Origin of the sequence: Synechococcus sp. BDU 130192, assembly GCF_963876085.1 — a bacterium.
Lineage (GTDB): Bacteria > Cyanobacteriota > Cyanobacteriia > Cyanobacteriales > MRBY01 > MRBY01.
The window spans coordinates 61936-87890 of sequence record NZ_CAWNNO010000001.1 but is presented as its reverse complement, the minus strand read 5'-3'; the positions used below and the strand labels follow the sequence as shown (position 1 = coordinate 87890).

The following is a 25955-nucleotide window of genomic DNA, read 5'->3' as shown; positions in this document are numbered from 1 at the left end:
GCGATCGCCGTTTATTATTTCTTCGTTAATAGCGGTTTGAGGAATTGACCTGTATAGGATTCTTTGACTTTAATTAAATCCTCTGGTGTACCTGTCGCAATAATCTCGCCGCCGCGATCCATTAGTTTACATTAGATAATCTTAGGAAGATTGTAGCAATAGTTTTTGCAATTAAGTCATTATCAAGATTAATCTAAGAAAGATTTTCGTTTTCAAGCATAAGTTGAATGCAAGTTTGGAGAGGATTTAATTTTGTTTGTATAATGCTCCAAACAATTTTAGTATTCACACGAAAATACGTGTGAGCAATAATATCCCTCAAGCCAGCAATCTTCTTCCACTCAATTTGTGAATATTGATCGCGTAGAGAATCCGGAATTTGTTTTGTTGCTTCGCCAATAATTTGTAAATTGTAGGCGATCGCTTCAAGGCTTCGACTGTCCTCACAAAGCTCTTCATAGGTTAAATTCTCGGCATAGTTTTGGATTTTTGTAATGCTCTTGAGAATATCGGTGAGATAGAGACGAAGACTACGGGACATAAATCGCTTGTTTAAGGATATTTTCTCTGATTTGGGGTTTGAGGTCTTCTTTGATGACAAGATCTACTTTACGGTTAAATAGCTCCTCAAGAAAAAATTTAAAATCCATGTAAATATCAAATGTGAGTTCAGTATCAAACTCTACTAAAAAATCTAAATCACTATCGATAGTCGCTTCATCACGGGCAGTAGAACCAAATAGGGCAAGTGACTTTACCCCAAATTTTTCAAGCTGATCACGGCATTTTTCGAGGCTAGAAAGGACAAAACTTTGCTTAAGTATTTTGGGCTTCATAAAATCACCTACCGACAGCAATACACTTTTTTTCGTGATACTTGTTATTGTACTGAATGTGTTGGCGATCGCCGTTTATTATTTCTTCGTTAATAGCGGTTTGAGGAATTGACCTGTGTAGGATTCTTTGACTTTAATTAAATCCTCTGGTGTACCCGTCGCAATAATCTCGCCGCCGCGATCGCCACCCTCTGGCCCCAGATCAATCAACCAATCACTACAGCGAATCACATCCAAATTATGCTCAATCACCAGCACCGAATTTCCCTTATCCACCAGCCGTTGCAACACATTTAACAGGTGATGCACATCGTAAAACGATAAACCCGTCGTCGGTTCGTCAATCAAATAAAGGGTTTTACCCGTTGCCCGCCGCGACAATTCCGAAGCCAACTTCACCCGTTGCGCTTCTCCGCCGGAGAGGGTCGGTGCTGGTTGCCCCAAGCGAATATAACCCAAGCCCACATCCACCAGAGTTTGCAAGCGATTTGCCGCCGTCGTAATGTTTTCAAAAACTTCCAAGGCTTCCTCCACCGTCATATTCAACACATCCGAAATGGAATAGCCCTTAAATTTCACCTGAAGCGTTTCCCGGTTATAGCGTGCCCCCTTGCATACCTCACATTGCACATAGACATCCGGCAAGAAATTCATCTCGATCACATTCACCCCTTGCCCGCCACAAGCCTCACACCGTCCCCCTTTCACGTTGAACGAAAACCGCCCTTTTTTATAACCTCTCGTTTTCGCCTCTACCGTCTCCGCAAACAGATTCCGAATCGGATCGAAAATACCCGTGTAGGTCGCCGGATTGGAGCGGGGGGTTCTGCCGATGGGAGATTGGTCAATGACGATCACCTTATCGATGGATTTTAAGCCTTTGACATCGCCCAACTCCTTCGGGAAAGGCACATTTCGATTCAAGCTATGTTGCAACGCTGGATAAAGCAATTCATTCATCAGGGTCGATTTTCCCGAACCCGATACCCCCGTCACTGACACCAATTTGCCGAGGGGAATTTCTACGGTGATATTTTTGAGATTATTTTTGGTGCAATTTTCGAGGCGTAATCTGCCGCCGTTGCCTTCCCGTCGCTCTGGGGGGGTGGCGATCGCCCGTCTGCCGGACAGATAGGCACTGGTGAGGGATTTTTTGTTCTTCAAAAACTTGTCAAAGCTGCCCTGAAAGACGATTTCGCCGCCATGTACCCCCGCTTTTGGCCCAATATCAACAATGTGATCGGCGGTGCGGATCGTGTCTTCGTCATGTTCGACCACAATTAAAGTATTGCCGAGATCGCGCAATTTTTTGAGGGTTTGTAACAGTCGCTCATTATCCCGCTGGTGGAGGCCGATACTGGGTTCGTCGAGCACATATAACACCCCCGTTAGCCCTGCGCCGATCTGGGTGGCAAGGCGGATGCGCTGGGCTTCACCACCGGAGAGGGTCATGGCAGCGCGATCAAGGGTGAGGTAATCTAAGCCGACATCCAGCAGGAATTGTAACCGCGCTCGAATTTCTTTGAGGGCTAATTCCCCAATCAATTTTTGGCGATCGCTTAACTCTAAATTTTCGACCCGTTCGAGACAGTCGCGGATAGCAACGCTGGTCAATTCGTCGATATTGTATTGTCCTAAACGGACAGATAATGCTTCTGGTTTAAGGCGTTTTCCGTGGCAAACTTCACAGGGTTGATTAATTAAATATTTTTCCAGTTTATCTTTGATCGCATCGGAATTTGTATCTTCATAATTGCGTTCTAATAGTTTTAAAATTCCCGAATAATGGCGATAGTAACCTTTGCCGCCCCCATAGCGAGATTCCTCCTCAAACCAAATGGGTTCTTCGGTGCCGTGGAGTAAAATTTCTTGGTGTTCTTTTTTTAATTTTTCCCACGGCGTTTGGATCTCAAAACCGAAGTTTTGCCCAAGGTTATACAGCAACGATAAATAATAAGTATTTTCCTTTTCCGACCAAGGGGCGATCGCTGCGTATAGAGGCTGCTTCGGGTCGGGGATCACAAGTTCGGGAGAAAAGCGCCGATGACTGCCTAGGCCGTGGCAAGCGGGACAAGCGCCATAGGGGGAGTTAAAAGAGAACAAACGGGGTGATAACTCTTCCATGACTGCGCCATGTTCGGGGCAAGCAAAATTTTCGGAAAAAATAATCTGTTCACCCGTCTCAATTAAATCAACAATTGCTGTCCCTTCGGAGTGTTTTAAACAGGTACTCAAAGAATCCACTAAACGCTCCTGAATCCCCTCTTTTTTCACCAGACGATCCACCACAATTTCAATGGTGTGATAGTGATTTTTATTGAGGGTGATATTGTCACTGAGTTCACGGGTTTCGCCATTAATTCTCACCCGGGCAAACCCTTCGGCGGCAATACTAGAAAGGGTCTTTTTATGGGTTCCCTTTTGGTGGCGCACAATCGGTGCAAGCAACTGAAATTTCGTTCGATCCGGCAGTGCCAACACCCGATCACACATCTCATCGATGGTCTGGGGCGCAATCGGGCGATCGCAGTGGGGGCAGTGGGGTTCTCCGGCCCGCCCGAAGAGTAACCGCAGATAATCAGCAATTTCCGTGACCGTGCCGACGGTGGAGCGGGGGTTATGGGAGGTGGATTTTTGGTCAATGGAGATCGCCGGACTTAAACCTTCAATCGCGTCCACATCGGGCTTGTCCAACTGCCCCAAAAACTGCCGGGCGTAAGCACTAAGGGATTCCACATAACGGCGCTGTCCCTCCGCAAAAATCGTATCAAACGCCAGCGACGACTTCCCCGAACCCGACACCCCCGTAAACACAATCAACTGGTTACGCGGCAAATCGAGATCCACATTTTTTAGGTTGTGCTGTCTTGCGCCACGGATGCGGATTTGGTCGGATTTGCTCATGGGGGGCGATCGCCAATTTTGAGAAAAGTGCCTAAACATTATAAATAGACCTGTCGAGAATTTCAGAACCCTTTCCAGGCCAGATCCTCAGCGGCAAAACCACAGTTGGGTTTTAAATGAGTCAAAAAGAAAACCACAGCCCGATGCCGTGGTTTCACAGATAACCTAAATGGTTGTGGTGTTAAATCACTATGCTGAGATCAACCTAGAGATTCTCGCTAGTTTCACTAGATGTTTCCAATTCTGCCATTAATGCAGGGGGCACAATCACGGTATCGATCACATGGACAACGCCATTGCTAGCTTCGATATCTGCCATGACAACATTTGCATTGTTGACTTTCACGCCATCATCGAGGGAGATCACCACATCACTACCTTCAACGGTGGTGACAGCCCCAGCACTGAGATCAGTGGACATGACATTACCGCTGACCACGTGGTAGGTCAAAATTTGAGTGAGGATTTCCTTATTTTCAGGGAGTAAAAGGCTTTCGAGCACGCCATCGGGCAGGGCTGCAAAAGCATCATTGGTGGGAGCAAAAACAGTAAAAGGGCCTTCGCCAGCAAGGGTCTCGACGAGGTCAGCCGCAGAAACTGCCGCCACGAGGGTCGAAAAAGCATCGTTGCTAGCAGCAATGTCCACAATGGTCGGTGCTGTCATTGCCGCTGCAGGTGCAGGCGCTTCAGCCTCGGTCATGGGCTTGGTTTTGTCTCCGTAGCTACCATAGTCCCCTGCTTGGGCAACGGTACTAAAGCCAAGGGTGCTACCAAGGGCGAGACTAAGGGCGAGGGTTTTTGTAAAACGCATAGATACTTCCTGTCTGTGAGCGAACAATAAAGTTGTTTCTTTTCGTAGTGTTTTGTAAAGAAAACTTTACAATCCTCCTCACTGTAGCAAGTATTTTTCGTTTTGGCAGGAATTGTCTGGAAAGGTCTATTTATCGGGAAATGGCGGAACTTTCTGGGGCAAACGACAGTCTAAGAACAGTTATTTTTGAAATTTGTTGGCGATACCACAGGCCACAAAGCTTAGAGCAGACTTGACTTTTTAAGAAAGAACACGCAGGGGATAAATCGTCCACATTTGTCCCGTAACTGTGGGGAGATGAATTTTAAAATTACGGCCATCGGTTGCCAGTTTGGTCACAACTGCAAACAAATCGTTCACAAAGGGAGAGACATGGCGGAGGCGATCGCAACCACTTTGTACCAACTTTAAACACCAGTGGCGCAGCATATCATACAAAACTTCGAGGCCAATGTAGATGGCGACTTGCTGGAGTTGACTAAGGTTGAGGGTCAGGGGCGAAAGGCAATAAAGCCAGCATAAGAAACCAAAGATTGCGAAGGTAAGGGCGAGTTTGAGGGAGTGGTGACGGAGAAAAGTAGTGATAATCATCGGACTGGCCTGCTCTGTTGTGGTACTGCTTGATAGTTGCCACGTCCCAGAACAGATGCAGTATTTTATTTATCTACTCACCGCAAAAGCCCCCTAACAGATTAGCCATGTTAGGGAGAAGATTGTGCTGGCAGGTTTTGACCAAGGCAATGATGTGCTTTGTGCCATCACACCACCACCTTGGCGATCGCCTTTTTTAGAAAGAGAAGATGGAGCTTTGGTTTTGGAAGCTATTTTGGAAACTACTGTTGTTGACGCTGTTGCCGAAACCAATTCCTGCGCCTGTTTGGCTTGCACCCACCTGGGCAACACTGGCATTATTGCCAAACCCAAAGGCATCGGATTGGAGCTGGGTGCTGGATTGACCGAGGTTGTTATTGACATTGTTGAAAAAGCCATCAGCCACGGCAGTCTGGGAACCGACAATCGTTGACTGGGAACCGTTGTTACCACCACTAAAGAAACCGCTTTGGTTTTGGAAATTCGATTGGCCCATGGTGTTAGAAGTAGAGTTGCCGACGCCAACAGCGGCACTGGTCTGTTCAGAAATCATTGTGCTGCTAGAAACATTATCGGCTTTAGCGGGTTGAGCGATACTTAGGACACCGAGGGCAAGGAAAGCACCAGCGGCAGCAAGTTTGAGGGACTGGGGGCGGGAGAAAGCGAAAGTAGTCATGGGTCAGTTACCTGTTGATTGATTGTTGTGTGTTGCCAGGTGATAGTGACCGAAAATTTTGCTTATGCAGTTTTTAAGCGCAACTTTTTTGAAAATCCTTCACCATCAAGGGTTACAACGTTCTTGGTAAAAGCTGGCCATCTGCTTGAATCGTTAAAGGAGTCTCCGGAAAATCCCGCTGGGTCAACTGTTGCATCCGCTTAATGGCCGTACCCGTGGCATCGTAAAACGGGAACCCTTGGCCGTTGAGGCGCACAGGATGAAGTTTCCCCTTCAGAAAACGCCCCTCACTACTCATCGCAACCTCTAAAATAACGCTTTCGGCGAGGGTACTGGCCACTGACAGGGCACCATCGGCGACGAAATTACCGAGGGAATAGGCGATCAAACGGCCTTGGTAAAGTTCCACTGCCCGGAGCACATGAGGGCCATGGCCAACAATTAAATCTGCTCCGGCATCAATCAGAGTCCGAGAAAATTTGTGGAGGTCGCCACGGTTTTCGCCAAAAAACCATTCCGTACCAGGCCGGACGCGATTTGCCCCCGTACCTTCGGCACCAGCATGGACAGAGATCACGATAATGTCGGCTTTGGCATCGGCTTCCTTGACCAGAGCGACGGCGGCATTCAGATCTTGAACCGTATTGTGATATTGGTAAGTGCTAAAACCGATGAGGGCGACGGTGAGGTCTTTGTGTTGGTGGTAATGGATTTGGTTTTTAACGCCAATGGGGGCAATGCCAGTGTCTGCAAGGGTCGTTTGGGTATCTTGAAAGCCTGTTTGTCCGTAGTCGAAGGTGTGGTTGTTCGCAATGCTGAGGGCTTGGAACCCTGCATCCTTGAGGAGATTGGCGTAGCTAGGGGCCGTCCGAAAAGCAAAGACATTGGGGCGACTGATATCTTTTGCGGCGTAGGGATGATTGGTGAGGGTGGTTTCTAGATTGCCGATAAGGAGGTCGCTCCAACCGAGCTGGCCTTCGACCCCGGCAAACATTTGCATTTTCTGTTCGACTTGGGGCGTTTTCGAGTAGCGAGTCCCTGGGGCCATATCCCCAACGGCCTTGAGGGTGATGACGGTCGTTTTTGTTTGGGGGACGGGGGCGATCGCCTTGGCTGCATCAGTGGCAATTGTGGCGAGGGTACTGTTGCTAATGACGACGGAAGTGCTGATAAAAGAGACTTGCTGGCGTTGATAATGCCTAAATCCGAGGATGCCAAGGGAAGTGATAATTGTTAGGCCACCTAAACCCCAGGGCAACCAACGGCGCAGGGAAGTAGACAAAGGAAACTGTGCCATAGCAACGGACGCAAAAGTACCGCTTTATCGTACTGGATTTTTGGTGCTTCGATGTTTAGGAGACACAGAAAATAAATCACCGGTGGTGATCGCCTTTTTTTTGCCCTGATTCTTAACTCTTAATTGTTGGCGAACTTTTAGGGCCGTTGAAAGTTTATTTACCAGCGGGTGTCGAGGTAGATATTTTGGTCGTTGTGGTAGGTGGGCCGTTGCCAGGGGTTACGCTGCCAATAGGTGCTGAATTGGGGTGATGAACTAGGCTCTTTTTTCCAGGGCTGTTGCCAATAGGGTTCATATTGCCAAGGGCGACTTTTCTTGCTTTTAAAAGTATTACTAAAAGAATAAGTATGGTGGCTAGTCGGCCGTCGATAGTGGGCTGGTTTCCAGGGGCGATCGCCTGGTCGTCGATGGGTGCTAGACCCAGGGTAGCTATGGTAATAGGGCGAGCGGGAGTAGTAGGAACTGCCGTTGATAAAGGTATTGGGGCCAAAGGTCTGGATACTGTATTGATTGCCCCGACCATCTTGGCAGGTGGTATAAAAATCGCTAATCCGGAGACAGGTTCCCTGGGCCGCGACGGGGATCGCCAGACAGGAAATCCCCAGGGCCAAAATTAAAGCTTTCATTGGGTTGATGCAGAGCGCTGAAACTTGCCTTCAGTATAGCCAAAGGATTTGAATTTCCTGGTGCTTACCAGTTCCATAGGAGCGGATTTTCGTCTAGAGGATCGGTTACTGTTCGTCCGATATGGTCAATGGCTTCGAGATCTTTAGCCGTTAACTCGATATCGATGGCCTGGGCATTGGCGATCGCCTGTTGGGCATTGCGCGCGCCGACGATGGCATTGGTTTGGGGCTGCCGAATCAGCCAGGCGATCGCCAGTTGAGCTAAGGTGCAATTTTTTGTCGTGGCGATCGGTTTCAGGAGTCCGAGGGCCGTTTGTACCCGTTGATAATTTTCTGGGTCAGCATAAAGACGGTTGTGGGAGCGGTGATCCCCCGCCGCAAACTGGTGATCGGGGCCAAATTTCCCCGTGAGCAGACCCTGAGCCAAGGAAGAGTAGGCGAGGATCGAAATCTGCTGGGTCGCACAGAAAGGTTGAATCTCCCGTTCAATGGCCCGCCAAAATAAAGAATAGGGCGGTTGAATGCTATCGATTTGGCCGTGTTCCATGGCTTCCTGGAGTTGCGCCAAGGAAAAATTAGACACACCAATGGCGCGAATTTTGCCCTGTTCTTTCAATTGGTTCAGGGCGGCCATGGTTTCAGCGATGGGCACCAGGTCAGAATTCCACGTTCCCGCTGGCCAGTGGATTTGGTACAGATCGATGTAATCAGTTTGGAGCCTGTTGAGGGAATTTTCGCAGGCGGTGATCACCTGGTCGTGGTGGAGGTGATTGGCAAAGACTTTCGTTAATAGGGTCACTTGATCCCGTTGGGGGGCGATCGCCTCGGCAACCCGACGTTCAGAATCCCCATCGCCATAAATTTCAGCGGTATCGATGGTTGTAATGCCTGCATCTACGGCGGCACGGATCCCGGCCACAATTTCTTGGTCGTCAATATCCGCCCAATTGCGCTTGCCCGCTTGCCAAGTACCGAGAATAATCGGGGTGATTTGGACGGCACTTTGGCCTAGTTGTCTTGTTTTCATAAGCTCGTTTTTCTGGCGGGTCATTGGTTCCACTGTAGCTTGTTCCGCTGGGGAATTAATCTACTCCGTCAGATTCGATAAGCTGGGGGAGCAAGGGTTGGAGGAAAATAAGCATGACCATCCAGGAACGTTTGATTTGGTTGCAGGAACGCACCAGTCTCGGTTGTTTGTCGCTGGAAACCCTAGGGGCGATCGCCACGGCACTCCAAAGGCAAACCCTCCCTCCCCAACAGGCCCTCAGCGAGATCGACCAACATCCCCAAGGTTTGTATATCTTGATTTCCGGGGAGGTGATCAGCCACAACAGCGCGGCTGCACCAGAGACCAACCCCTTAACCAGAGGCAGTACGATCAATCTGCGGCCTTTACTCCTTAATGAAGCTTCCCAAGAGGCGATCGCCACCGTCACCGACACAGAAGTGTGGTTTATGCCGCGCCAACAGTGGCAAGACCTGATCCAAAACTATCCTGAAATTACCCAGGCCTTTTCCCAGGATCTCGCCCAGGAGCTGGCAGAAGTCGCCCAAGCTCTCCAACAGGAACAGCAACAGCAGGAAATTTTGCGCCCCTACCTTGTCACCAAAGCAAAACGGGGGGTTGTGGGCAAAAGTCGCTACGCTAAACGCCTGCGGCAACAAATTCGTGAGGCGGGTACCCATGATCGATCCATTTACATTTTTGGGGAACCGGGTTTAGAAAAAGATAATTTAGCCGCCTTGATTCACTACGGTTCGCCCCGACGCCGACAGCCGATTATTAAAATCGATTGCAGCATTCTCCAAAAAAGTGGTGCTGAACTCTTTGGCCGCACCGATGGTAAAAAAGGTCTCTTGGCATGGCTGGGAAAAGGTACCCTAATCCTCAACAAAATTGAAGAATTGCCCCCGGAACTAATCGATAAAGTCGCCACGTTAATCGAAACCCAGACCTATACCCCCATCAGTCGCCCTGGGGATCCGGAACCTATTCCCCAACAAACGGCGGCAAAATTGGTGGCGATCGCCGAACGACAACTCCCCGCCGTGGCCCGCCATTTTTCTGAAACAATTAAAGTGCCGCCGCTGCGGGTGCGCAAAGCAGATCTCGCGGCCCAGGTGGAATATTACACCAGCTTATTTTGCCGGGCGAAGGGCCTCGATAAACCGACCCTCACCCCCGAAGCCCTCCGTCGCCTCCAGTCCTATGATTTCCCGAACAATATCCGCGAACTGCAAAACCTGGTAGAACGGGCCATTGTTCAATCGGATCAAGGGTCAATACTCACCGAAGAAATTTTTTGGTCAGCCCAGGGGAAACAAAAACGCTTTCGCCTCAATTTACTCAATGCCTACCCTGCCTTTCGCCGCTTTCTCCGGAGTGCTTGGTGGCCCGACCGCATTAACTATGGTTTTACGGCGATCGCCTTTCCGTTGATCATTGCCGTTCTGTTTCTCGCCCCCCAAACCCGTGACCAAAACTTTGCGCTGAATTTCTTTTGGGCTTGGTGGTGGCCCCTGGTGCTCCTCGCCTTTCCCTTTGTCGGTCGCCTCTGGTGTGCCGTTTGTCCGTTTATGATCTACGGGGAAATTACCCAGAAAATCACCACCGAACTCCTAAAGCGCAACCTCAAACCCTGGCCGCGTCAGCAGGCAGAAAAATGGGGCGGTTGGTTTCTCTTTGGCTTATTTGCCCTGATTTTCCTCTGGGAAGAACTGTGGGATTTACAAAATACGGCTTATCTCTCGGCTTGGTTGCTGATTATCATTACTGCCGGGGCGATGATCTGCTCGGCGATCTTTGAGCGGCGGTTTTGGTGTCGCTATCTTTGTCCCATCGGCGGCATGAATGGCCTCTTTGCGAAACTTTCGATGACGGAGTTGCGGGCGCAACAGGGCACTTGTTCGGCGGAATGTAGCACCTATCAATGTTATAAAGGCGGCCCCCAAAAGGGTGAAGGCTTAGAAACAGCAGGCTGTCCCCTCTATTCCCACCCGGCCCAACTGGAGGACAACCGCGATTGTGTACTGTGCATGACCTGTCTTAAGGCTTGTCCCCATCGATCGGTAGCGGTAAATCTACGCCCCCCAGCCATTGAACTGTGGACAACCCACCGCCCCCGCACCTATGAAGTCGCTCTTTTACTATTACTCCTGGGGGGAATCTTTCTCCATCGGCTGCCAGAAATTAATCAAGTCCTGGGTTTAAATGTAGACCTCAGTCAATTTTGGCCCCACCTGGGATTGGCGATCGCCGCCTTGGGAGTACCCGCTGGAGTAGTCCTATTAACAGGGGCTGTGGTGCAATTTTTAAACTCTCCTCCCAAGGCAAAACCCTTTTTACAACTGGCCTATGGCTATCTGCCCTTGGTTTTGGGGGGGAGCCTCGCCCATTATCTCCGTCTTGGTTTAGGGGAAGCTGGCCAAATTTTACCCGTAACCATGGCCACCTTCGGTCTCCAGGGCAGCACCTTGCCGATTGTTGTCGCCCATCCTGCCGTGATTGCCTTTCTCCAGGGTTCAACTCTAATCTTTGCAACGCTCTGTACTTTTGTGCTCACTAAAAAAATGAGTAAACAATCCTGGCGATCGCTGTTGCCCCAGTACCTAACAAGTCTCGGTCTCGCCTGGGCGATGGCTCAGATTATTGTCGGTTTGTAACAGAGTTTTGTTACAAAACCCCAGGGCTTAACATCGTTTTTTCAACCGTTATTGCTCTACCCCGATCTCCTGAAAGGATTGGGGTTACTGCTGTTTGGGGCAAATAGGACTTTGATGGCCCTCACCCCAGAAAAATATTTTTTCGTCAATAACTTGCAACATTTATTTACATTCTGTTATATTTATTCATGTAAGCAAGCACGAGGTTCCCTCAATGGCTACTGGTTATACTTCCAACGAATTCGGTCAACTCAACAGCTTTGCAATCGAGCCTGAAGTCTACGTTGATACAGAACATACCGCCGGCTGGACAGCCTACGCCGAAAAGTTAAATGGCCGCCTGGCAATGATTGGTTTTGTGGCGCTCATCGCAACGGAATTGATTGGTGGCGACACCCTGATCAATCTCTTGTTCCAACTCTAATTTTTTAGTTTTTTCCCAGTTATTTGTCGTTTTACGAGGCTAGTTGCAATGTTTGGTTCCCTGGTTATCTTGATTCGCAAAGTCATGGGTACAGCCCGTTTTAACAAAACCCGTGGTAAGGTCATTGGTCTTCATTGCAAGACGATCACCAACTTTTGCAACACCGTCGGCCTCGACGCAAAAACGCGACAAAATCTAATTCGCCTCGCGAAATCCAATGGCCACCGCCTAGGTTTCATGGCCTAACCTCCGTTGCATTCTTAGGTACTCACTATGTCCCGTCAACCGATCACCAAAAAACAAACCCCAGCTTCTCAAAATGCGGGTATTGTTGCGATTCTCTTTTTCCTAGCTGGTGCGCCCCACATCTACAGTTTTCTCAAACGACGTTCCCAGCAGGGGGCAAGTCTTGGGGCCTTAGGGATGAAGATCTTAGGGTTGCTCGGGACGGGTACCATCGGGGCGATCGCCGTGAATGCCCTCTAGGGTTATCTGTAATTTTCTACAAGTTTGTCCAAGTTTTATTCTCCTCTACACGAGCAATCGTGATCATCAACTCTAAAACTCCGGTGGGATGGGGTTTTAGGGTTTTTTTATAGGAGAGATTAGAAGGCGTTCTCAATGGATATGTAGAGTTATGCCTTGAACTGGGCGATCGCCTTTTGCACCGCACTTTGAAACTCATGCCAAGACTTCTGACATCCTTCTGCCAGTTCTTGCCAAGCATTATCTGTACTGTGTTTTAGGTGATTAACCTGTTCTTGCAACTTAACTTTCTGGGATTCGAGAGCGGCAATGTTCGCCTCAAAGGCAGATCTCGCTTCCGCCTTCGCAAGATTAGCTTGGAGCTTTAATTCATCGATATTGCGAGAGGCTTCGTCAATTTGCTGGTGCAGTTGGGTGACGAGCTCGTCTTTATTGCTGGGTAAATTCATCGTTTTCTCCTCTTGTTCGACTGCGCTTCAATTGTTGATCAAGGCCGGGTAAACAAAGTCCGCTTATTTGCTGAAATTTGTTACGTCATGGTCAGATAGCATTGTGCAGATCGCTCCACACTAAATCAAGTATAGAAAAAATATTGAAGTTTTTGGTTGTTCTGAGCCAAATTTTCATGTCAGGCTGATTCGTTTTAAATATGACTCCAGGAAGTGCGCCAGATCTGCATTTTTTCTAGGGGTTAATTGTTTAGTTACAGGGGAGAAATTCATAAAAAATCGATAAATTTAGGTTAACAACTTGTCATCGAAGTCTTCAATGAGCCAGAAAATGCTCTTAAGAAATCTTAATCTTGTCTTTCGGATTTTTGTAGACAATTGCCTTGCGGCTTTCGAATTTATGTCACAAAAAATGTAACCATCGTTGAGGCCAGAAAAATCCTGTTTAAGCTGGGGGCATTAGTAAATGAGAAAAACTTTTTTGGCTTGGGATCGTCGGTGTAAATAAATCTCCGAATTTTAAATCTGTTGAAGTCAGAAGGTTATCGGCAAAGGTGTGATGATGAACAAAAAATTAGTTGGCAATTGTTTAATGATCGCTGGGGCGATCGCCCTTGGAGGAATCGGCATTTCACGACAGCTACCACCGGCCACCAGCCAAGGGGTTTGTCGGAATACGAATGATTTAAGCGCCGTTGATGCAACCCGTATTGTTAAGTTCGAGCAATTTGGTATCCAACTGGAAATTCCCCGAAATTTCCGGACGATGCTCCGCAATGATGGCAGCATTTCAATCCTCAGGCCAGGAGATTTTAATTTGATTCGTTGCCTTGCCCAAGGAACCCCTGTGCTAGGGACAGATGCGATTTATCCCCACACCCTCCGGCGGCAACCCAACCCCCAAAATTTAACCCTCCAAGAGTTTGCCCAGGGGCGCACCGTGGGGCCAAATCCGAAGGTCAGTCGGGCATCAATTAATGGCATTGATGTGGTTTTTGCGGAAATTCAAAGCCAGTTTGATGTGGCCTATGGTTGGTACGAAGCGCCGGATGTGCCGGGGATCGTTGAGGTGCAAAGCGTGAACAAGGCGTCTTTGGTGAATTTATTTGATCAGGCGACGTTATTGGCCCAGACGAGCGAGCCACTCCTATTTGCTAACAACCAGGGGGCGGCCCAAGATCCGCTCATGGTGGCTTTAGCAACGGCAAAAGGCCTTGGTTATACTCCAGAGAGTTTTCGGGTCAGCATCGACCGACAAAACGATACGGTGGAAAACCCCCAACGCTCTACGGTGACGATCACCCAAGAAGGTCTGTTGGATGATTCGGTGCGGGGGCAACGGTTTACGATTTCCCTCAATAAAAATGTCAATGGCACCTGGACGGTCAGCGATCGCCAAGTGACCTGGCGCTGCCAACCGGGTCGAGGTTCCCAGACCTATTCAGCGCAACTCTGTCTCTAGCGTTTTTTTTGGCTGGAATGTTTGACTGAAATTTAAAGTGATTACCCAGGAGCCCTGCCCACCATGCAAAAATTTTACTATTACACCCTCCCCGCCACGGCCTTTGTTTTCAGTGCGATCGCCGCCTATCAGTTTTTGGGGAACCGCACCACCGCCAGTATTCAGCCCTCGCCGCCCCAACCGGGCTTTGGTGCTGTTTTAAAACAAACCCCAACTGAACCTGAGCCGAGTCTTCCTACCCCAGAGCCGGGGATCACCCCACCAATCCCCGTGGCGATCGCCCGCACGGTGACTGGATCGGAAAAAGCCAGTATTTTTCAGCGGGTGGTGGATCAGCAAGCCAGCCTTGGCCTCTGCCTGGACAACGATAATTTGGCTGCGAATCTCGATGATGCGGCGGTGTATCAACAGGGCGAAGATCAATATTTGGTGAGTGTGCTGTGCTTTATGGCGGCCTACCAAGGGGCCTATGAGTTTGTTTATGTTGACGGTGAAACCCTCACCCATTCCCGCTTGGCCCTCGCTGGCTTTCCCACCTTTGACCCAGAAACTAGCGTTCTCAGCAATGGCTATAAATTTAACGGCGCAGGGACTTGCCTAGAGGACTCTGAATATTATTGGGATGGCTATAGCCTGCGACTTATCTCTGCCAGTTTGATTGATGGTGTCCCCAATGGCTGTGCCGATCTCGGTGTGCGATCGCCCAGTGCAGATTATCTAATTACCGCCGAGGGGGTCGGGCCTGCCCGTCTAGGAATGACTTTTAGGGAGTTCAAAGCCCAACTGCCCGAAGCGGCCACCTTGGAAGCCGTGCCTTTGGGGGTCGATCTGCCCACCGGCTGGCAAGTAAATCTCTACGGTGCAGCCCAGTTTGTGGTGGCCTTTGATGGGGACAGTGGTGACAATCTTCCCGGTGACCAGGACAAAATTATTCGGATTATGGTGGACAATCCCAGCTACCGTACCGCTGCGGGGGTTGGCCCTGGCACTCCCCTATCCGAGGCGATCGCCGCCTATGGCCCTGCAACCCTCAGCTACAGCACAGAAAATGAAAGTCGAGAATTGATTCAATTTGCCGACTCCCCTTTCAGCACTGACCAAACATCCTGGCTCTTTTTCCGCTCGAATCAATGGACCCTAAGCGATTACGCAGGTATTTATCCTGATCGCCAAGACAGCTATCAAACGACCACCCAATACGAAGACCATGCCGCCATCGGCTCCATTTGGCTGACCCAATATTGATTTAGGGACTATCAAGATCCGCCGCAGTGCTCCGCCCATAGCCGAAGGCTTAGGGGGTGGTGAAGCGACGAGCGACCGGAGGGAGCAATTAAAAAGCTCTAGGAAATAGGCAAATATTTCTTAGACTATAATGGTTGTATGTTAAACATGACGTGGGAATTTAAGCTAGAGCCAACTTCTGAGCAGGTTTCAGAGATTGAGCACATTCTTGATGTGTGCCGCAATGTCTGGAACTTTTCCCTGCGGGAACGCAAAGACTGGCTGGATTCTCGCAAATCTCCCGTAAATGCGTGTTCAATTCGGCAGGAGTTCATCTTGCCAGCGAATGCACCATTCCCCAGTTATGCGCGGCAGTGTAAGTCTCTGACAGCAGCTAAGGCTGATTTCCCCAGCCTAAAAACAGTCAATGCCCAGGTGCTCCAGCAGGTTATCCGAAAGGTAGAAGCATCTTGGGAGTCATGGCGGCTAAAGCGGTCGGGGCTCCCTCGGTTCAAGAAGCCGAATCGAATGCGGTCGTTTGTCTTCCCTCAAATGCTCAGAAATTGCATCAGCAGCGAGGGAATTAAGCTGCCTCAGTTGGGCTTGGTGAAGGTGCGCTGGTCGAGGGAGATTCCTAATCTCTTTGAGGTTAAACAAGCCCGGATCGTTCGCAAGGCGTCGGGGTACTCTGTCATGCTTAGCCTTCAGGCTGATGTTGATATCCCTGCCGTTGCTCCTCATGGGCATCCGGTGGGGATTGATGTTGGGCTTGAGTATTTTCTTTCGACTTCTGACGGTGAGCAGGTCAAGCGACCTCGCTTCTTTAATGGACTGCACCGCAAGCTGAAATCGCTGCAACGCAGACTCAAGAAGAAGCGAAAAGGGTCAGCTAATTGGCTGAAGCTCCAGAAGAAGATTGGGAGAGTGCATCAACGCATTGCTAATACTCGTAAGGACTGGCATTTCAAATTAGCGCATCATCTTTGCGACCATGCCGGAATGGTGTTTGTGGAAGATTTAGATTTCCGCACTATGTCTAAGGGGATGTTGGGTAAGCATACCCTCGATGCTGGACTGGGACAGTTTGTGAATCAAGTCTTGCCTTGGGTGTGCTGGAAGCGGGATGTGTTTTACAGCAAGGTGGATGCGCGGGGCACGTCTCAAGAGTGCCCGGACTGTGGGGGAGAGGTTTGTAAAGACCTCTCGACCCGAAGCCATCACTGCCATCATTGCGGGTCAATCAAGCCTCGTGATGTGGCGGCAGCTCAAGTCATTAGTACCCGTGGGCAACGGGGGATAGAAAATGCCTGTGGAGCCGATGCGGCGGGGGCTGGGGTCACTCAGTCTAGCTGGCTGGCATTGAAGCAGGAAATCTTTGGGGTGACCCAAGGAATCTCCATGCATAATCCTTGATTTGCGCGGAGAGGATGTCAATCTTGGATTTTTAAGACGGTCACTAAATTCAGGGCCTGAAGCTGGGAATAAATGAGCAGATTGGAGATGAGAGACGTGACAATGACGATCAAAGCCGTCAGCCCATAGATACCGGAATTTAGGGTTAACGGTAGACGATAAAGCTCCGTATTGTAAGCTTGCACCAGTAGCCAGAGCAGCAGCACCCCCAGCCCCAAACCCAAGGGAACGGCGATGAATGTGAGCAGAGTTTGTTCCCCCAGGAGGATAAAAGCAATTTCGGTTTGGGTAAATCCCATCACCCTCAGAGTGGCTAACTCGTGGCTTCTTTCGGACAGGGCAAGGCGCGCTGAATTGTAAACCACACTGAAAGTGATAATGCAGGCAAAGAGGACAATAATACCGGTCATAATCTGGAGGCTTTCGCCGCTAATGGCTTGGAAACTTTCTAACAGAGCTTCCCGAAACGCAATGCCTTCAATGGCTGGTAATTGTTTTAAGGCTTGGTAAAGTTGTTCTTTTACGTGGGAGTCAATGAGAACATAGGCTCCGGAAATGACCTGGCCTTCACCCAGCATTTGATTCAGCGCTGCTAAATTCATGTAGGCCGATAGGCCAATCGGTTCATCCACTAAGCCCATTACCCAGGTTTGTGTTTGTTGGCGTTTCCCCTCAAGGACTTCGACTCCGAGGCGATCGCCGGGTTGAATATGGAGGATTTCCCCCAACTTTGTGCCCAAGACAAGACCTGCTGGCGGCAAAGATACAGGTTGCAGTTGACGGTTAACGAGTTGTCGTAATTCCCCTTGGGGTTCGAGGCCGGTAATCGCCAGGCGATATTGATAGTGGCCGTGGCGTAACCGCACTGGCACCGACCGAAAAACCTCTGTCTTGAGAATGCCTGGGAGGTGGCGCAGGTGATAGCGGCTGCGATAGGGCAACAGTTGATTAAACGTTAAGGTCATGTCTTCGCGCTGCACGGTTTGAAATTGGATATCCATTAAAGTCGTCATGGATCCTTGCAGGCCAAACCCCGTTAGTAAAATAGCCACAGCCACAGCAATGCCGAGGATCGATAAGCTAGCGCGGAGGGGACGACGTTCGAGATTGCGGAGAATAATCCGTCCGGCTGGCGAAAAAAACCGTTGTAAGCCCAATCTTTCGACCATGGTGGCGCGAAATGTCACGGGTTGTTTGGGCCGCATCCCCTCGGCTGGGGGCAAGAAAATCGCTTCTCGTACCGCCATCAATCCGCCAATACAGGCCGCACCGCCACTAATAAGCAAGGCGGTGATGATAAGCAGGGCACTGGCTTCGTAGCGCAGGAAGGGAAAATGGAAAAAGTCTGCATACAGTTGGGTTAAACCTTGTCCGAGCCAAAGCCCGCAGGATAACCCCAAAACAGCACCACCACTAAAAACCAGCAACATGAATTTGAGGTAATGCCAGCCCACTTGGACATTGGTATAGCCAAAGGCCTTGAGCACGGCAATTTGTCCCCTTTGGATGGCAATCAGACGGGAGATTAAAATATGCAGCAAAAAAGCGGCGATCGCCAAAAAGATTGTCGGTAGGATCGTGGCAGAGACTTCTAAACTCTGAATCTCATCGCTCACAATCCGGTGGGAGAACTGATCCCGGCGACCATAGGCCCCCAAGCCACCATAGCCTTCGAGGAGGTGATCTAACTGGGTAATCACGGCCCGTTCATTGGCCCCAGGAGTCAACGTGAGCACCACACTATTAAAAGCACCATCAAGGCCAAAAGCATGACTTAAGGCGGTTTCGTTGGCCCAGAGAATGCCAAAACGTTTGTCGTCTGGGTAAATATTCCCCCCGGAAACCGCATAGATATATTCAGGGCTGAGGGCAATGCCCGTGACCCGGAGGTTTTGCCAGCGACCATTGAGAATTGCCCCCAGGCGATCGCCCACTTGGATCTGATTGGCTTCGGCAAAGGCCTCACTGATGAGCACCTCCTCAGGCTGCTGGGGATCGGGAAAGGTGCCTGGACTGCGTAAAAACAAACCATTGAGCATCCCCTCGCGTCTAGGAGGCAGGGAAATTAACCGCGCTGTGGCCGGTTCTAAGAGTCCTGGTACATTGAGGGTGATATCAGCGACAATTCGGGTTTGTACTTCCTGAACTGCGTTGATGGCGGCAATTTGTGATTGTAGGCTTTGGGGCGCGCGCTTCAGTTCCGCAAACACTTCCCCAAACCGATAGCGTTCATAGTAGGCCGTTTGGGTCAGCACCAGGGAATGGTAAGCACTGAGCATCATCACAAAACAAGCAATGCCACAGGCCACCACGAGGGCGATCGCCAAAAGTTGACCCCACTGGGCCTGTAGGTCTCGCCATAACTTCCGATCCAGCGGTGCAACCATCCCTACCACTCCAAAAGCAATGGTGATTGTTTAATCGCATTCGTTTCGATGGCGACAATTTCCCCACTACGCATCCGCAAGACCCGGTCGGCCATGGCTGCAATCCCGGCATTATGGGTAATCACGGCGACGGTGGTGCCCAGGTCGCGATTAATCTGTTCAAGCACCTGCAGCACCCGTTTCCCGGTTTGGAAATCTAAAGCGCCCGTCGGTTCGTCGCAGAGCAAAACCTCTGGTTGTTTGGCGATCGCCCGGGCGATCGCGACCCGTTGTTGCTCGCCCCCCGATAGTTGAGCCGGGAAATGATCGAGGCGATTCTCTAAACCCACTAAGGTCAAAGCCTCCGTGGGAGCCATGGCATGGGCCACCAGATCCGTTACGAGGGCCACGTTTTCGGCGGCGGTCAGACTTGGGATCAAATTATAAAATTGGAACACAAAGCCCACATGGTTGCGGCGGTAACGGGTGAGTTGCGCTTCATTAGCGGTGGTGAGACTTTTGCCCCGAAAAAAAATTTCGCCCGTACTCGGAATATCTAAACCCCCCAAAATATTCAGCAAGGTTGATTTACCACTCCCCGAAGCGCCCAACAGCACGACAAATTCCCCCTCGTATAATTCTAAATCGATATTTTTTAGGGCTTGTACGGCTACATCACCGATGTAATAGGTCTTGGAAAGGTGTTGAATCCAAAAAAGAACGATGGGTGAGTCGGTCATAATTATCGCCCCCTAGTTTGTCGGCGCTGCACGGTCTGCTTGGGGCTGTACTCGACGCCCAGTTTGAATATCTCCAGAGGGATAAAGGATCACTTGATCATTGGCAGCTAAACCGCTTTTGACCTGGGCATTCTGTTCCGTTTTGTGGCCAATCTCCACCGCCACTGCTTGGGCCTGTCCCGCTTCCATGAGAAACACACACCATTGCTCATCGCAGCGAAATAGGGCGCTAAGGGGCACCTGCAATACATTTCTGGCTTGCCAAACCACGATCTGAGTTTCGACCCGATATTGATCGCCCAGGTTGGCGGGAATGTCATCGAGGCTAACCACCACATTTACCCGTTGTTCTTCGACGCCGAGGGCCGACACTTTGGTAAAAGCCGCTGGTTCAAGGCGTTTCACTTGGCCCGTCAAAGGGCGATCGCCACCCCATTGGTCGATGATGACGGGATTTCCGGGTTGAATCTGGGTCGCTTCACTAGAGAGTACATCCACCATCACCGCTAAGTTTTGTAGATCTCCAAGCTCTAGCAGGGGCTGTCCCGCTTCCAGATATTGGTAATTTTTTTGATAGAGACGCAGCACTTGGCCACTGATGGGCGCTTTGATCGCGGTGCGTTGGACTTGGTCGGTGCGGTTGGCAAGCTCTGCCTCTAAACTGCGAATTTGGGCATCATAAACTTCGAGCAAATAATCAGGATCCTGTTGGGCGGCCCGCAGCTCATCCCGTGCGGCGATCGCCTCTTGCAGATTCGCCTGGGCTTGGTTCAGTCTTTGTTGCGCCACTTCTGAATTTTGGGCGATCGCCTTGGTATTTAGTTCTAATGTTTCTAAAGCCTGTTTCGAGATGGCCCCATTGCGGTAGAGAAATTCCCCCCGTTGTTGTTCCTGTTGCGCTTGGATGAAACGAATTCTCAATTCCGTGGCGATCGCCTGATCCGCTGCAATTTCTGCTTCAACCGCCTTGATCTTGGCCTCTGCTTGGGTCAAACTCTCTGTCTTCGGTCGGAGGGTGGCAACGCCTGTTTTTTCGGCTTGGAGGGCGTTGATTTGGGCCAAGATTGCCGACACATCATTATCAAATTCGAGGGGATCAATCTGGGCGATTACTTGATCATGGCTCACCGGATCACCGACCTCAAGATCCAGTCGGGGCACATACCCTGCAACGGGGGTAGACACCAGGTAGCGGTCCTCAAGGTAGGTCTGTCCTTCCTCAATGACCATCACTTGCAAAGGCCCCGGTTTAATGGTCACCACTTCTACCGGAATCGGTTTTGGGCGGAAGAGGACAACACAAATTCCAGCAACGGCGATGATCCCCAAACCATACAGCCATGGTTTGAGCTGGTGGTCTAAAACTTTTGAGGATATGACAGCGTTTGTGGCCACGACGCAATGAAATCGATGGAGTCAGGTTATTAAGTCTGGGAGCCTACTTCCATGGTAGCCATTGCCACTTACATCAGCCCGGTATAGTAATGTTTCGCTAAATCATACTGCGATCAATTATTTGGCGATCGCCTGATTCTGAGCCGGATTCTCTTTGCAAAACCTAAGGACGACAATCATCGCTGTTCCCTAGCAAAACCCTATTGGCTTTAATTTAAAATTATCAACACAAGTTAATATTTATTGACTAAAAAATTAAACTCTAAGATGCAGTCTAAAACATTACCTATGGCCCTGAAATTCCTTTGATACAATGAAAATAAGGGGAGATTTAGAAAAAAAGCAACAATTTAATTGTTAAAGTCGCAACGAATTTAGCCAGTAGTCAAATAGATTGACTATTCCTAAAAAGAAGCTTTTTCTAAATCTCAAAGCAATGTCCCCATTCTCAACACAGGGGGAAGGCCAATGAAGATTCAACAGGTTGCTAATTTTAGTAGTCGGACTGTTTTTCTTGGAGCCCTACTGATGTTCCAAGGGGCGACCCTCACCGCAGCCAACCCCTTCGATAATCTCGAAAATCGCTGTTTTGAGCAAGTTTGTGACCAGTACAACTGTCGCCTTGTGGAAGTTCCCTGTAGTCAGTCCGGCTCCCAAAATACGTCCCAGGAAGATGGCGGTGATGTGGCCCTTGCCTGTGGGAACTATGGTTTACCGTTTCAGGGGCCTTTAGAATGGACGCCCTACCAAGAAGCTCTCAATGATGGCCCCCAAAACCCTGGGCCTGTGTACGTCATTTTTTCAATGATCACCTCAGAAATGCGGCCTAACTGGACTCAAAATAATGGGATCTGGGAAGTTGCTGGCCCCTTTGATCTCAGGGCGGGCAAGGGTTATCTGCTAGAATTTGGCCCCCAAACGCGCCAAGTGCGGATGATTGAAGGCCCGCTGCCCTACTATGTCGAAGGAACCGCCAGTTGGGTACAGGTGCGAAACACCGACACGTTCCGCAACAGCTACGCCTATTGCATCGTTTCAGCCAATAAATATAACAGCGCCACCCAGTCATCTACACCGAGCCAGACCCAAACAGGCGCAAATTCAAGGCAATGGCGAGGCACCTTAACGAGGAATAGTCGGGTTTTTGACGATGGGACATTTTACAATGCGCATCTATTTACGGGGCAAGCCGGAGATACGATTCAAATTACCCTTGAAACCCAAGCTTTTGATGGATTGTTGATTTTGGTTGATCCCCAAGGAGAAGCAATCGCACAAATTGATGACAACTGGAAAGGCGAGAAGGAAACATTAGTCATTAAACTACCCGATACGGGGGAATATACCATCGTTGTTAATAGCTATGAAGCCGGCGAAACAGGGGACTATCTTCTCAGTCTCAATCAAAATAATTCCGCTGCCCAAGCACCAACAGCCTCCCCAGAAGTGGCCCTTCAAGAGGTAACTCTTTTTGATAACAATAATATTTATGGTGTTCGTAATAGTCCAAGTAGTGCCACACAGTTTTCTTTACCGAATGCGGCACGGTTGACCTATTTCATGAACTACCACTGGAACGATGCCCGGGGTCAAGCTCCTGGAACAATGTGGCTGACCCATCAGGACGGCACAACCTATGGCCCCTGGCAAGCGACGACCCAACCGGGTCAAGGGGGCGTGCCCAATGCCTATTGGATTGTGCGCCCGAATGTCACCCTCAAAGCAGGCAACTATACCATTGGCGACAGTCATCCGAGCAGTTGGGCGAATAATCAACAATCGGGATTTAAGGGAATGTCTCTGCTCAAAGGCGTTTCGCTCGGTAGTGCCAATGGTTCTACTGGGAATGCTGGGAGTAGCCCGATAGATTGCAGTCAATTGGAAGGACTAGACCGCATTTTATGCGAACATGACCCACGGAATTGACCATCGTCGTTAGTCTGGGATCGTCAATGGACAGTTGATCAGCGTTTCAGAAGTCTCCCATAATTGCTTGGCGATCGCCTCGTCTTGGGCTTGGTCTGATTTCTCAACGCGTCCTGGTTTGCCGGACATCTCCCCAAAGCCCTGGGGGCCAAAATAGTCGCCTCCGGTTGCCGTGGGTTCGAGGGCAGCCATCAGGGTGGGTAACGCGCCTTGTTCGACGGAATTTGCGAAAAAAGGTACAAAAATCAAACGGATCAGGCCCGCTAAAAATGCCGGAATGTAGCGGCCAAGTTCCGTGGGGGCGATGCCTGGGTGAGCCGCCACCGAGAGAATGTTTTTATTTTTTGCTGCTAGCCGCCGTTGCAATTCCACCGCAAATAGTAAGCAAGCCAACTTGCTCTGGCCATAGGCCGCTGTTGCCGAATAGTTTTGCTCGGACTGTAGATCTTGAAAATTGATTTTGCCGAATTTATGGGCGTTGCTACTGAGCGAAACAACCCGTGATTCTGCGGTGTCGGGCATCAGATCAATTAAGAGCGCCGTTAAGAGGAAATGGCCTAAATAATTCACACAAAACTGACTTTCAAAACCATCTACCGTTTGGCTATAGGGAGGGAACATAATGCCCGCATTGTTGATGAGGAGATTTAAAGTTTGATGCCGTTGACGGTAGGCCGTCGCAAATTCTTTAACAGAGGTTAATTGACTCAGATCTAACGCCATTGTCTCCACGTTAGCGTCGGGGATCTGCTGACGGATCTCAGTTGCGGCCGCCGCGGCTTTGTCCATGTCCCGACAGGCCAAAGTCACATGACAGCCTGTTTTTGCCAAACCGAGGGCTGTTTCAAAGCCAAGCCCTGTATTTGCGCCGGTAACGATGGCTTTTTTGCCTTGTTGTGAAGGCAGGCTATCGAGCTTAAAGGTCATTCAAAAATATCTCCATTAAATTTTGCTGGAACGGCACTGGTTCAAAGTCGATTGTAACGGGTTGAATTTCTGGGGGGTGGGCATCGAAACGGGTGTGGGGTGAAAAATCCGCCAGGCGATCGCAGCTCATAATCCCCTGGTCGGCTGCTCTTAACACTGGGTCTGGGTGATAAGTCTGCAAAAAATCCATCAAAGTTGTTTCTAGCTCGGTCTGTAAAACCTCTTGGTGCCAGAGGGCGTGGTTCAAAAAAGGCACTAATAATGCCAGCAAATCCCGCGTGACCACCACGGCCATCTTGGTCTCATCCTTTAGGCAAGCAAAACTTTTGATCAATTGACCGTCTGTTCCTATTTCACAGCCCGTTTGACCCCGGTCCCACACCTGATCATCGATTAATAACGACCCACCACCAAAATCTTCCTCAAAGGGAAAATGGGTGTGGACACAGCCCACCGAATAGCCAGAAGGTTCATTGCGGCCAAAGTAGGCAAAGCGATAACTACAAATATCTTCGATGAGCCATGTGTCCGGGTGTCTTTGGGTATGGGCCTTAGAAAAAGAGTCTTGCAGAGTATGGAGGGCGGCCCCGATAAATTTGAGACCCGTCATTTTTCGGTGTCGCTGCTCGAAACTTTCGGAGTCTGGCGGCGGAGACAATGGCCCGGCCATGGAAGCAACGCCATGGATAATTGTGTCTTTGATGAAATTATGGGATAACCCACAGGATTCATGGGCGCTGACGGATTCTTCTTGGGCGTTCCCCTGATAATTGCGCGTGAAGTTTGTAATTTGGGAGCGATTGTCATCGTGGCGAATCATGCCCGCTAATAATTCATCCCGTTCCGCTTCAGATAGAACTTCCCAATCTTCTGGCCCGACTAAAATTTGCATCAACTGCTCAGCAAAGGGACGATCTAGCCCCGGAAAATCTACCAGGGTATTGCCATTAAATAAAGGATGGGCTTGACGATCAATGGAGCCGACGGGCGTGCCATAGAAGTTGCGCGTCAGGGGATCGGGACTTGTTTGCAATTGTTCAAGGGCAAAAAGGGTGAGGTATTCGTGGCCGGGAATTAAGTGGGTCATAAAGGCTGCGGCTTTGGTCCCCTGGGCAAGCCAGACTAGCACCAGACCCCCAATGAATCGATTCAATAATTTCATTATCTCAAGCTATTTTTGCCCCAGGATGGAGAACTTATTCTTCACTTTCTACTAGGATACGCTCTGGCTCTCCTTTTACATGCACCCGAAAGACAATAGCTCGCCCACCTTCTGGGCCTCCTTGGGGAGCGTGCTGGGCATAGGGCGGGATCACATAGGTATCGCCTGCTACAAGAATTTGGTTGGGTTTTCCGGTTTCGATATGAATCACAGAGCCTTCGAGCAGATAGATAAATTCTTCACCGGGATGGTAATGGAGGGGCAAGCTTCCCCCCGGCGGAATAATCACGTCTGAGATAATCACTTCGAGGTTTTCTGCCATGCTCACCGGTGCCCGTAACATTGTATTTGGCCCCGGTGGTAAATCTACACCAGTGCTTTGTTGGGCAATCTCAGATGGATGGGAGAAATGTTCAGGGGGATGGGCTTTGACTAGAGCTTGCTGGGTGAGCACACTGGCGATCGCCAAGGCAAAACCGGCACAAACTTTTCCACGAATTGTCGCCATCGAATTTTTCTCCCAAGTATTAAGACTATGGCCAAAGGATAGAAGAAAAAACTTTTCCCAGTAGCAAAC

General features: G+C 49.7%; 24 protein-coding genes. 8 read left to right on the top strand and 16 right to left on the bottom strand.

Going from position 1 to position 25955, the window contains the following annotated elements:
* Nucleotides 1-193: 193 nt before the first annotated feature.
* From AACT35_RS00425 to AACT35_RS00385, 9 genes are all read right to left on the bottom strand, one after another.
* Nucleotides 194-541, bottom strand: a complete 348-nt coding sequence (locus AACT35_RS00425) for a HepT-like ribonuclease domain-containing protein (protein WP_099237388.1) — start codon at nucleotides 539-541, stop codon at nucleotides 194-196.
* Nucleotides 531-836 carry a nucleotidyltransferase family protein gene (locus AACT35_RS00420; RefSeq protein WP_099237386.1) on the bottom strand — a complete coding sequence of 102 codons (306 nt, stop codon included), beginning with the start codon at nucleotides 834-836 and terminating at the stop codon, nucleotides 531-533. Before AACT35_RS00420 ends, AACT35_RS00425 begins: the two co-directional genes overlap by 11 nt.
* Before the next feature lie 78 nt (nucleotides 837-914).
* Nucleotides 915-3740, bottom strand: coding sequence for an excinuclease ABC subunit UvrA (uvrA, locus tag AACT35_RS00415; RefSeq protein ID WP_099237384.1), 2826 nt, complete (start codon nucleotides 3738-3740; stop codon nucleotides 915-917).
* A 205-nt stretch (nucleotides 3741-3945) separates the two neighbouring features.
* Nucleotides 3946-4551, bottom strand: coding sequence for a fasciclin domain-containing protein (locus AACT35_RS00410; protein ID WP_030007160.1), 606 nt, complete (start codon nucleotides 4549-4551; stop codon nucleotides 3946-3948).
* Between the two features lie 240 nt (nucleotides 4552-4791).
* Nucleotides 4792-5142, bottom strand: coding sequence for a hypothetical protein (locus AACT35_RS00405; RefSeq protein WP_012307084.1), 351 nt, complete (start codon nucleotides 5140-5142; stop codon nucleotides 4792-4794).
* 196 nt (nucleotides 5143-5338) lie between these two features.
* Nucleotides 5339-5818 carry a hypothetical protein gene (locus tag AACT35_RS00400; RefSeq protein WP_099237382.1) on the bottom strand — a complete coding sequence of 160 codons (480 nt, stop codon included), beginning with the start codon at nucleotides 5816-5818 and terminating at the stop codon, nucleotides 5339-5341.
* Between the two features lie 112 nt (nucleotides 5819-5930).
* Nucleotides 5931-7115: a CapA family protein gene (locus AACT35_RS00395; protein WP_254047925.1), complete on the bottom strand. Its 1185-nt coding sequence runs from the start codon at nucleotides 7113-7115 to the stop codon at nucleotides 5931-5933.
* 158 nt (nucleotides 7116-7273) lie between these two features.
* Nucleotides 7274-7741, bottom strand: a complete 468-nt coding sequence (locus tag AACT35_RS00390) for a hypothetical protein (protein ID WP_099237380.1) — start codon at nucleotides 7739-7741, stop codon at nucleotides 7274-7276.
* Nucleotides 7742-7805: 64 nt separating this feature from the next.
* Nucleotides 7806-8768, bottom strand: a complete 963-nt coding sequence (locus AACT35_RS00385; protein ID WP_099237378.1) for an aldo/keto reductase — start codon at nucleotides 8766-8768, stop codon at nucleotides 7806-7808.
* 113 nt (nucleotides 8769-8881) lie between these two features.
* Between AACT35_RS00385 and AACT35_RS00380 the strand changes: the two genes are divergently transcribed.
* The 4 genes from AACT35_RS00380 to AACT35_RS00365 all read left to right on the top strand — a co-directional run bounded on the left by AACT35_RS00380 (nucleotide 8882) and on the right by AACT35_RS00365 (nucleotide 12314).
* Nucleotides 8882-11404, top strand: a complete 2523-nt coding sequence (locus tag AACT35_RS00380) for a sigma 54-interacting transcriptional regulator (RefSeq protein WP_099237376.1) — start codon at nucleotides 8882-8884, stop codon at nucleotides 11402-11404.
* A 214-nt stretch (nucleotides 11405-11618) separates the two neighbouring features.
* A complete protein-coding gene (locus AACT35_RS00375; protein ID WP_012307090.1) occupies nucleotides 11619-11828 on the top strand; it encodes a chlorophyll a/b-binding protein in 210 nt (69 codons plus the stop codon).
* 48 nt (nucleotides 11829-11876) lie between these two features.
* A complete protein-coding gene (gene pgr5 / locus AACT35_RS00370; protein ID WP_012307091.1) occupies nucleotides 11877-12074 on the top strand; it encodes a cyclic electron transport protein PGR5 in 198 nt (65 codons plus the stop codon).
* 27 nt (nucleotides 12075-12101) lie between these two features.
* Nucleotides 12102-12314, top strand: a complete 213-nt coding sequence (locus tag AACT35_RS00365) for a hypothetical protein (RefSeq protein ID WP_030007154.1) — start codon at nucleotides 12102-12104, stop codon at nucleotides 12312-12314.
* A 149-nt stretch (nucleotides 12315-12463) separates the two neighbouring features.
* Here the strand turns inward: AACT35_RS00365 and AACT35_RS00360 are convergent, their stop codons facing one another.
* The gene (locus AACT35_RS00360) at nucleotides 12464-12763 is read right to left on the bottom strand and encodes a hypothetical protein (RefSeq protein ID WP_030007153.1); all 300 of its coding nucleotides are present in this window, start codon (nucleotides 12761-12763) and stop codon (nucleotides 12464-12466) included.
* A 559-nt stretch (nucleotides 12764-13322) separates the two neighbouring features.
* Between AACT35_RS00360 and AACT35_RS00355 the strand changes: the two genes are divergently transcribed.
* The 3 genes from AACT35_RS00355 (at nucleotide 13323) to AACT35_RS00345 (ending at nucleotide 16862) form a co-directional block, all read left to right on the top strand.
* Nucleotides 13323-14225, top strand: coding sequence for a hypothetical protein (locus AACT35_RS00355; protein WP_099237374.1), 903 nt, complete (start codon nucleotides 13323-13325; stop codon nucleotides 14223-14225).
* Between the two features lie 63 nt (nucleotides 14226-14288).
* Nucleotides 14289-15470 carry a DUF1176 domain-containing protein gene (locus AACT35_RS00350; RefSeq protein ID WP_099237372.1) on the top strand — a complete coding sequence of 394 codons (1182 nt, stop codon included), beginning with the start codon at nucleotides 14289-14291 and terminating at the stop codon, nucleotides 15468-15470.
* A 138-nt stretch (nucleotides 15471-15608) separates the two neighbouring features.
* A complete protein-coding gene (locus AACT35_RS00345; protein WP_099237370.1) occupies nucleotides 15609-16862 on the top strand; it encodes an RNA-guided endonuclease InsQ/TnpB family protein in 1254 nt (417 codons plus the stop codon).
* A 17-nt stretch (nucleotides 16863-16879) separates the two neighbouring features.
* On the opposite strand, the gene AACT35_RS00340 is transcribed toward AACT35_RS00345, so the two are convergent.
* Genes AACT35_RS00340 through AACT35_RS00330 form a run of 3 tightly spaced genes read right to left on the bottom strand, consistent with a single transcriptional unit; the run spans nucleotide 16880 to nucleotide 21363 of the window.
* Nucleotides 16880-19249 (bottom strand): ABC transporter permease, encoded by a 2370-nt coding sequence (locus tag AACT35_RS00340; RefSeq protein WP_099237368.1) that lies wholly within the window; start codon nucleotides 19247-19249, stop codon nucleotides 16880-16882.
* Between the two features lie 2 nt (nucleotides 19250-19251).
* Nucleotides 19252-19968 (bottom strand): ABC transporter ATP-binding protein, encoded by a 717-nt coding sequence (locus tag AACT35_RS00335; protein WP_012307096.1) that lies wholly within the window; start codon nucleotides 19966-19968, stop codon nucleotides 19252-19254.
* A 12-nt stretch (nucleotides 19969-19980) separates the two neighbouring features.
* On the bottom strand, nucleotides 19981-21363 hold the full coding sequence (locus tag AACT35_RS00330; protein WP_099237366.1) for an efflux RND transporter periplasmic adaptor subunit: 1383 nt from the start codon (nucleotides 21361-21363) through the stop codon (nucleotides 19981-19983).
* 468 nt (nucleotides 21364-21831) lie between these two features.
* Here AACT35_RS00330 and AACT35_RS00325 point away from each other — a divergent pair, with 468 nt between their 5' ends.
* Nucleotides 21832-23289 carry a PPC domain-containing protein gene (locus AACT35_RS00325; RefSeq protein WP_099237364.1) on the top strand — a complete coding sequence of 486 codons (1458 nt, stop codon included), beginning with the start codon at nucleotides 21832-21834 and terminating at the stop codon, nucleotides 23287-23289.
* Between the two features lie 9 nt (nucleotides 23290-23298).
* Here the strand turns inward: AACT35_RS00325 and AACT35_RS00320 are convergent, their stop codons facing one another.
* Genes AACT35_RS00320 through AACT35_RS00310 form a run of 3 tightly spaced genes read right to left on the bottom strand, consistent with a single transcriptional unit; the run spans nucleotide 23299 to nucleotide 25886 of the window.
* Nucleotides 23299-24216: an oxidoreductase gene (locus AACT35_RS00320; RefSeq protein WP_099237362.1), complete on the bottom strand. Its 918-nt coding sequence runs from the start codon at nucleotides 24214-24216 to the stop codon at nucleotides 23299-23301.
* Nucleotides 24206-25378 carry a hypothetical protein gene (locus tag AACT35_RS00315; protein WP_099237360.1) on the bottom strand — a complete coding sequence of 391 codons (1173 nt, stop codon included), beginning with the start codon at nucleotides 25376-25378 and terminating at the stop codon, nucleotides 24206-24208. Before AACT35_RS00315 ends, AACT35_RS00320 begins: the two co-directional genes overlap by 11 nt.
* Nucleotides 25379-25412: 34 nt before the next feature.
* A complete protein-coding gene (locus AACT35_RS00310; RefSeq protein ID WP_084449040.1) occupies nucleotides 25413-25886 on the bottom strand; it encodes a cupin domain-containing protein in 474 nt (157 codons plus the stop codon).
* Between the last annotated feature and the right edge of the window lie 69 nt (nucleotides 25887-25955).

Excerpts from the sequence above, each read along its gene's own strand:
- AACT35_RS00355 (WP_099237374.1), top strand. The coding sequence starts at position 13,323 with ATGATGAACAAAAAATTAGTTGGCAATTGTTTAATGATCGCTGGGGCG.
- AACT35_RS00335 (WP_012307096.1), bottom strand. The coding sequence starts at position 19,968 with ATGACCGACTCACCCATCGTTCTTTTTTGGATTCAACACCTTTCCAAG.
- AACT35_RS00410 (WP_030007160.1), bottom strand. The coding sequence starts at position 4,551 with ATGCGTTTTACAAAAACCCTCGCCCTTAGTCTCGCCCTTGGTAGCACC.
- AACT35_RS00320 (WP_099237362.1), bottom strand. The coding sequence starts at position 24,216 with ATGACCTTTAAGCTCGATAGCCTGCCTTCACAACAAGGCAAAAAAGCC.
- AACT35_RS00310 (WP_084449040.1), bottom strand. The coding sequence starts at position 25,886 with ATGGCGACAATTCGTGGAAAAGTTTGTGCCGGTTTTGCCTTGGCGATC.
- AACT35_RS00380 (WP_099237376.1), top strand. The coding sequence starts at position 8,882 with ATGACCATCCAGGAACGTTTGATTTGGTTGCAGGAACGCACCAGTCTC.
- AACT35_RS00340 (WP_099237368.1), bottom strand. The coding sequence starts at position 19,249 with ATGGTTGCACCGCTGGATCGGAAGTTATGGCGAGACCTACAGGCCCAG.
- AACT35_RS00315 (WP_099237360.1), bottom strand. The coding sequence starts at position 25,378 with ATGAAATTATTGAATCGATTCATTGGGGGTCTGGTGCTAGTCTGGCTT.
- AACT35_RS00405 (WP_012307084.1), bottom strand. The coding sequence starts at position 5,142 with ATGATTATCACTACTTTTCTCCGTCACCACTCCCTCAAACTCGCCCTT.
- AACT35_RS00350 (WP_099237372.1), top strand. The coding sequence starts at position 14,289 with ATGCAAAAATTTTACTATTACACCCTCCCCGCCACGGCCTTTGTTTTC.
- AACT35_RS00375 (WP_012307090.1), top strand. The coding sequence starts at position 11,619 with ATGGCTACTGGTTATACTTCCAACGAATTCGGTCAACTCAACAGCTTT.
- AACT35_RS00390 (WP_099237380.1), bottom strand. The coding sequence starts at position 7,741 with ATGAAAGCTTTAATTTTGGCCCTGGGGATTTCCTGTCTGGCGATCCCC.
- AACT35_RS00365 (WP_030007154.1), top strand. The coding sequence starts at position 12,102 with ATGTCCCGTCAACCGATCACCAAAAAACAAACCCCAGCTTCTCAAAAT.
- AACT35_RS00395 (WP_254047925.1), bottom strand. The coding sequence starts at position 7,115 with ATGGCACAGTTTCCTTTGTCTACTTCCCTGCGCCGTTGGTTGCCCTGG.
- pgr5 (WP_012307091.1), top strand. The coding sequence starts at position 11,877 with ATGTTTGGTTCCCTGGTTATCTTGATTCGCAAAGTCATGGGTACAGCC.
- AACT35_RS00400 (WP_099237382.1), bottom strand. The coding sequence starts at position 5,818 with ATGACTACTTTCGCTTTCTCCCGCCCCCAGTCCCTCAAACTTGCTGCC.
- uvrA (WP_099237384.1), bottom strand. The coding sequence starts at position 3,740 with ATGAGCAAATCCGACCAAATCCGCATCCGTGGCGCAAGACAGCACAAC.
- AACT35_RS00420 (WP_099237386.1), bottom strand. The coding sequence starts at position 836 with ATGAAGCCCAAAATACTTAAGCAAAGTTTTGTCCTTTCTAGCCTCGAA.
- AACT35_RS00325 (WP_099237364.1), top strand. The coding sequence starts at position 21,832 with ATGAAGATTCAACAGGTTGCTAATTTTAGTAGTCGGACTGTTTTTCTT.
- AACT35_RS00385 (WP_099237378.1), bottom strand. The coding sequence starts at position 8,768 with ATGAAAACAAGACAACTAGGCCAAAGTGCCGTCCAAATCACCCCGATT.
- AACT35_RS00360 (WP_030007153.1), bottom strand. The coding sequence starts at position 12,763 with ATGAATTTACCCAGCAATAAAGACGAGCTCGTCACCCAACTGCACCAG.
- AACT35_RS00345 (WP_099237370.1), top strand. The coding sequence starts at position 15,609 with ATGTTAAACATGACGTGGGAATTTAAGCTAGAGCCAACTTCTGAGCAG.
- AACT35_RS00425 (WP_099237388.1), bottom strand. The coding sequence starts at position 541 with ATGTCCCGTAGTCTTCGTCTCTATCTCACCGATATTCTCAAGAGCATT.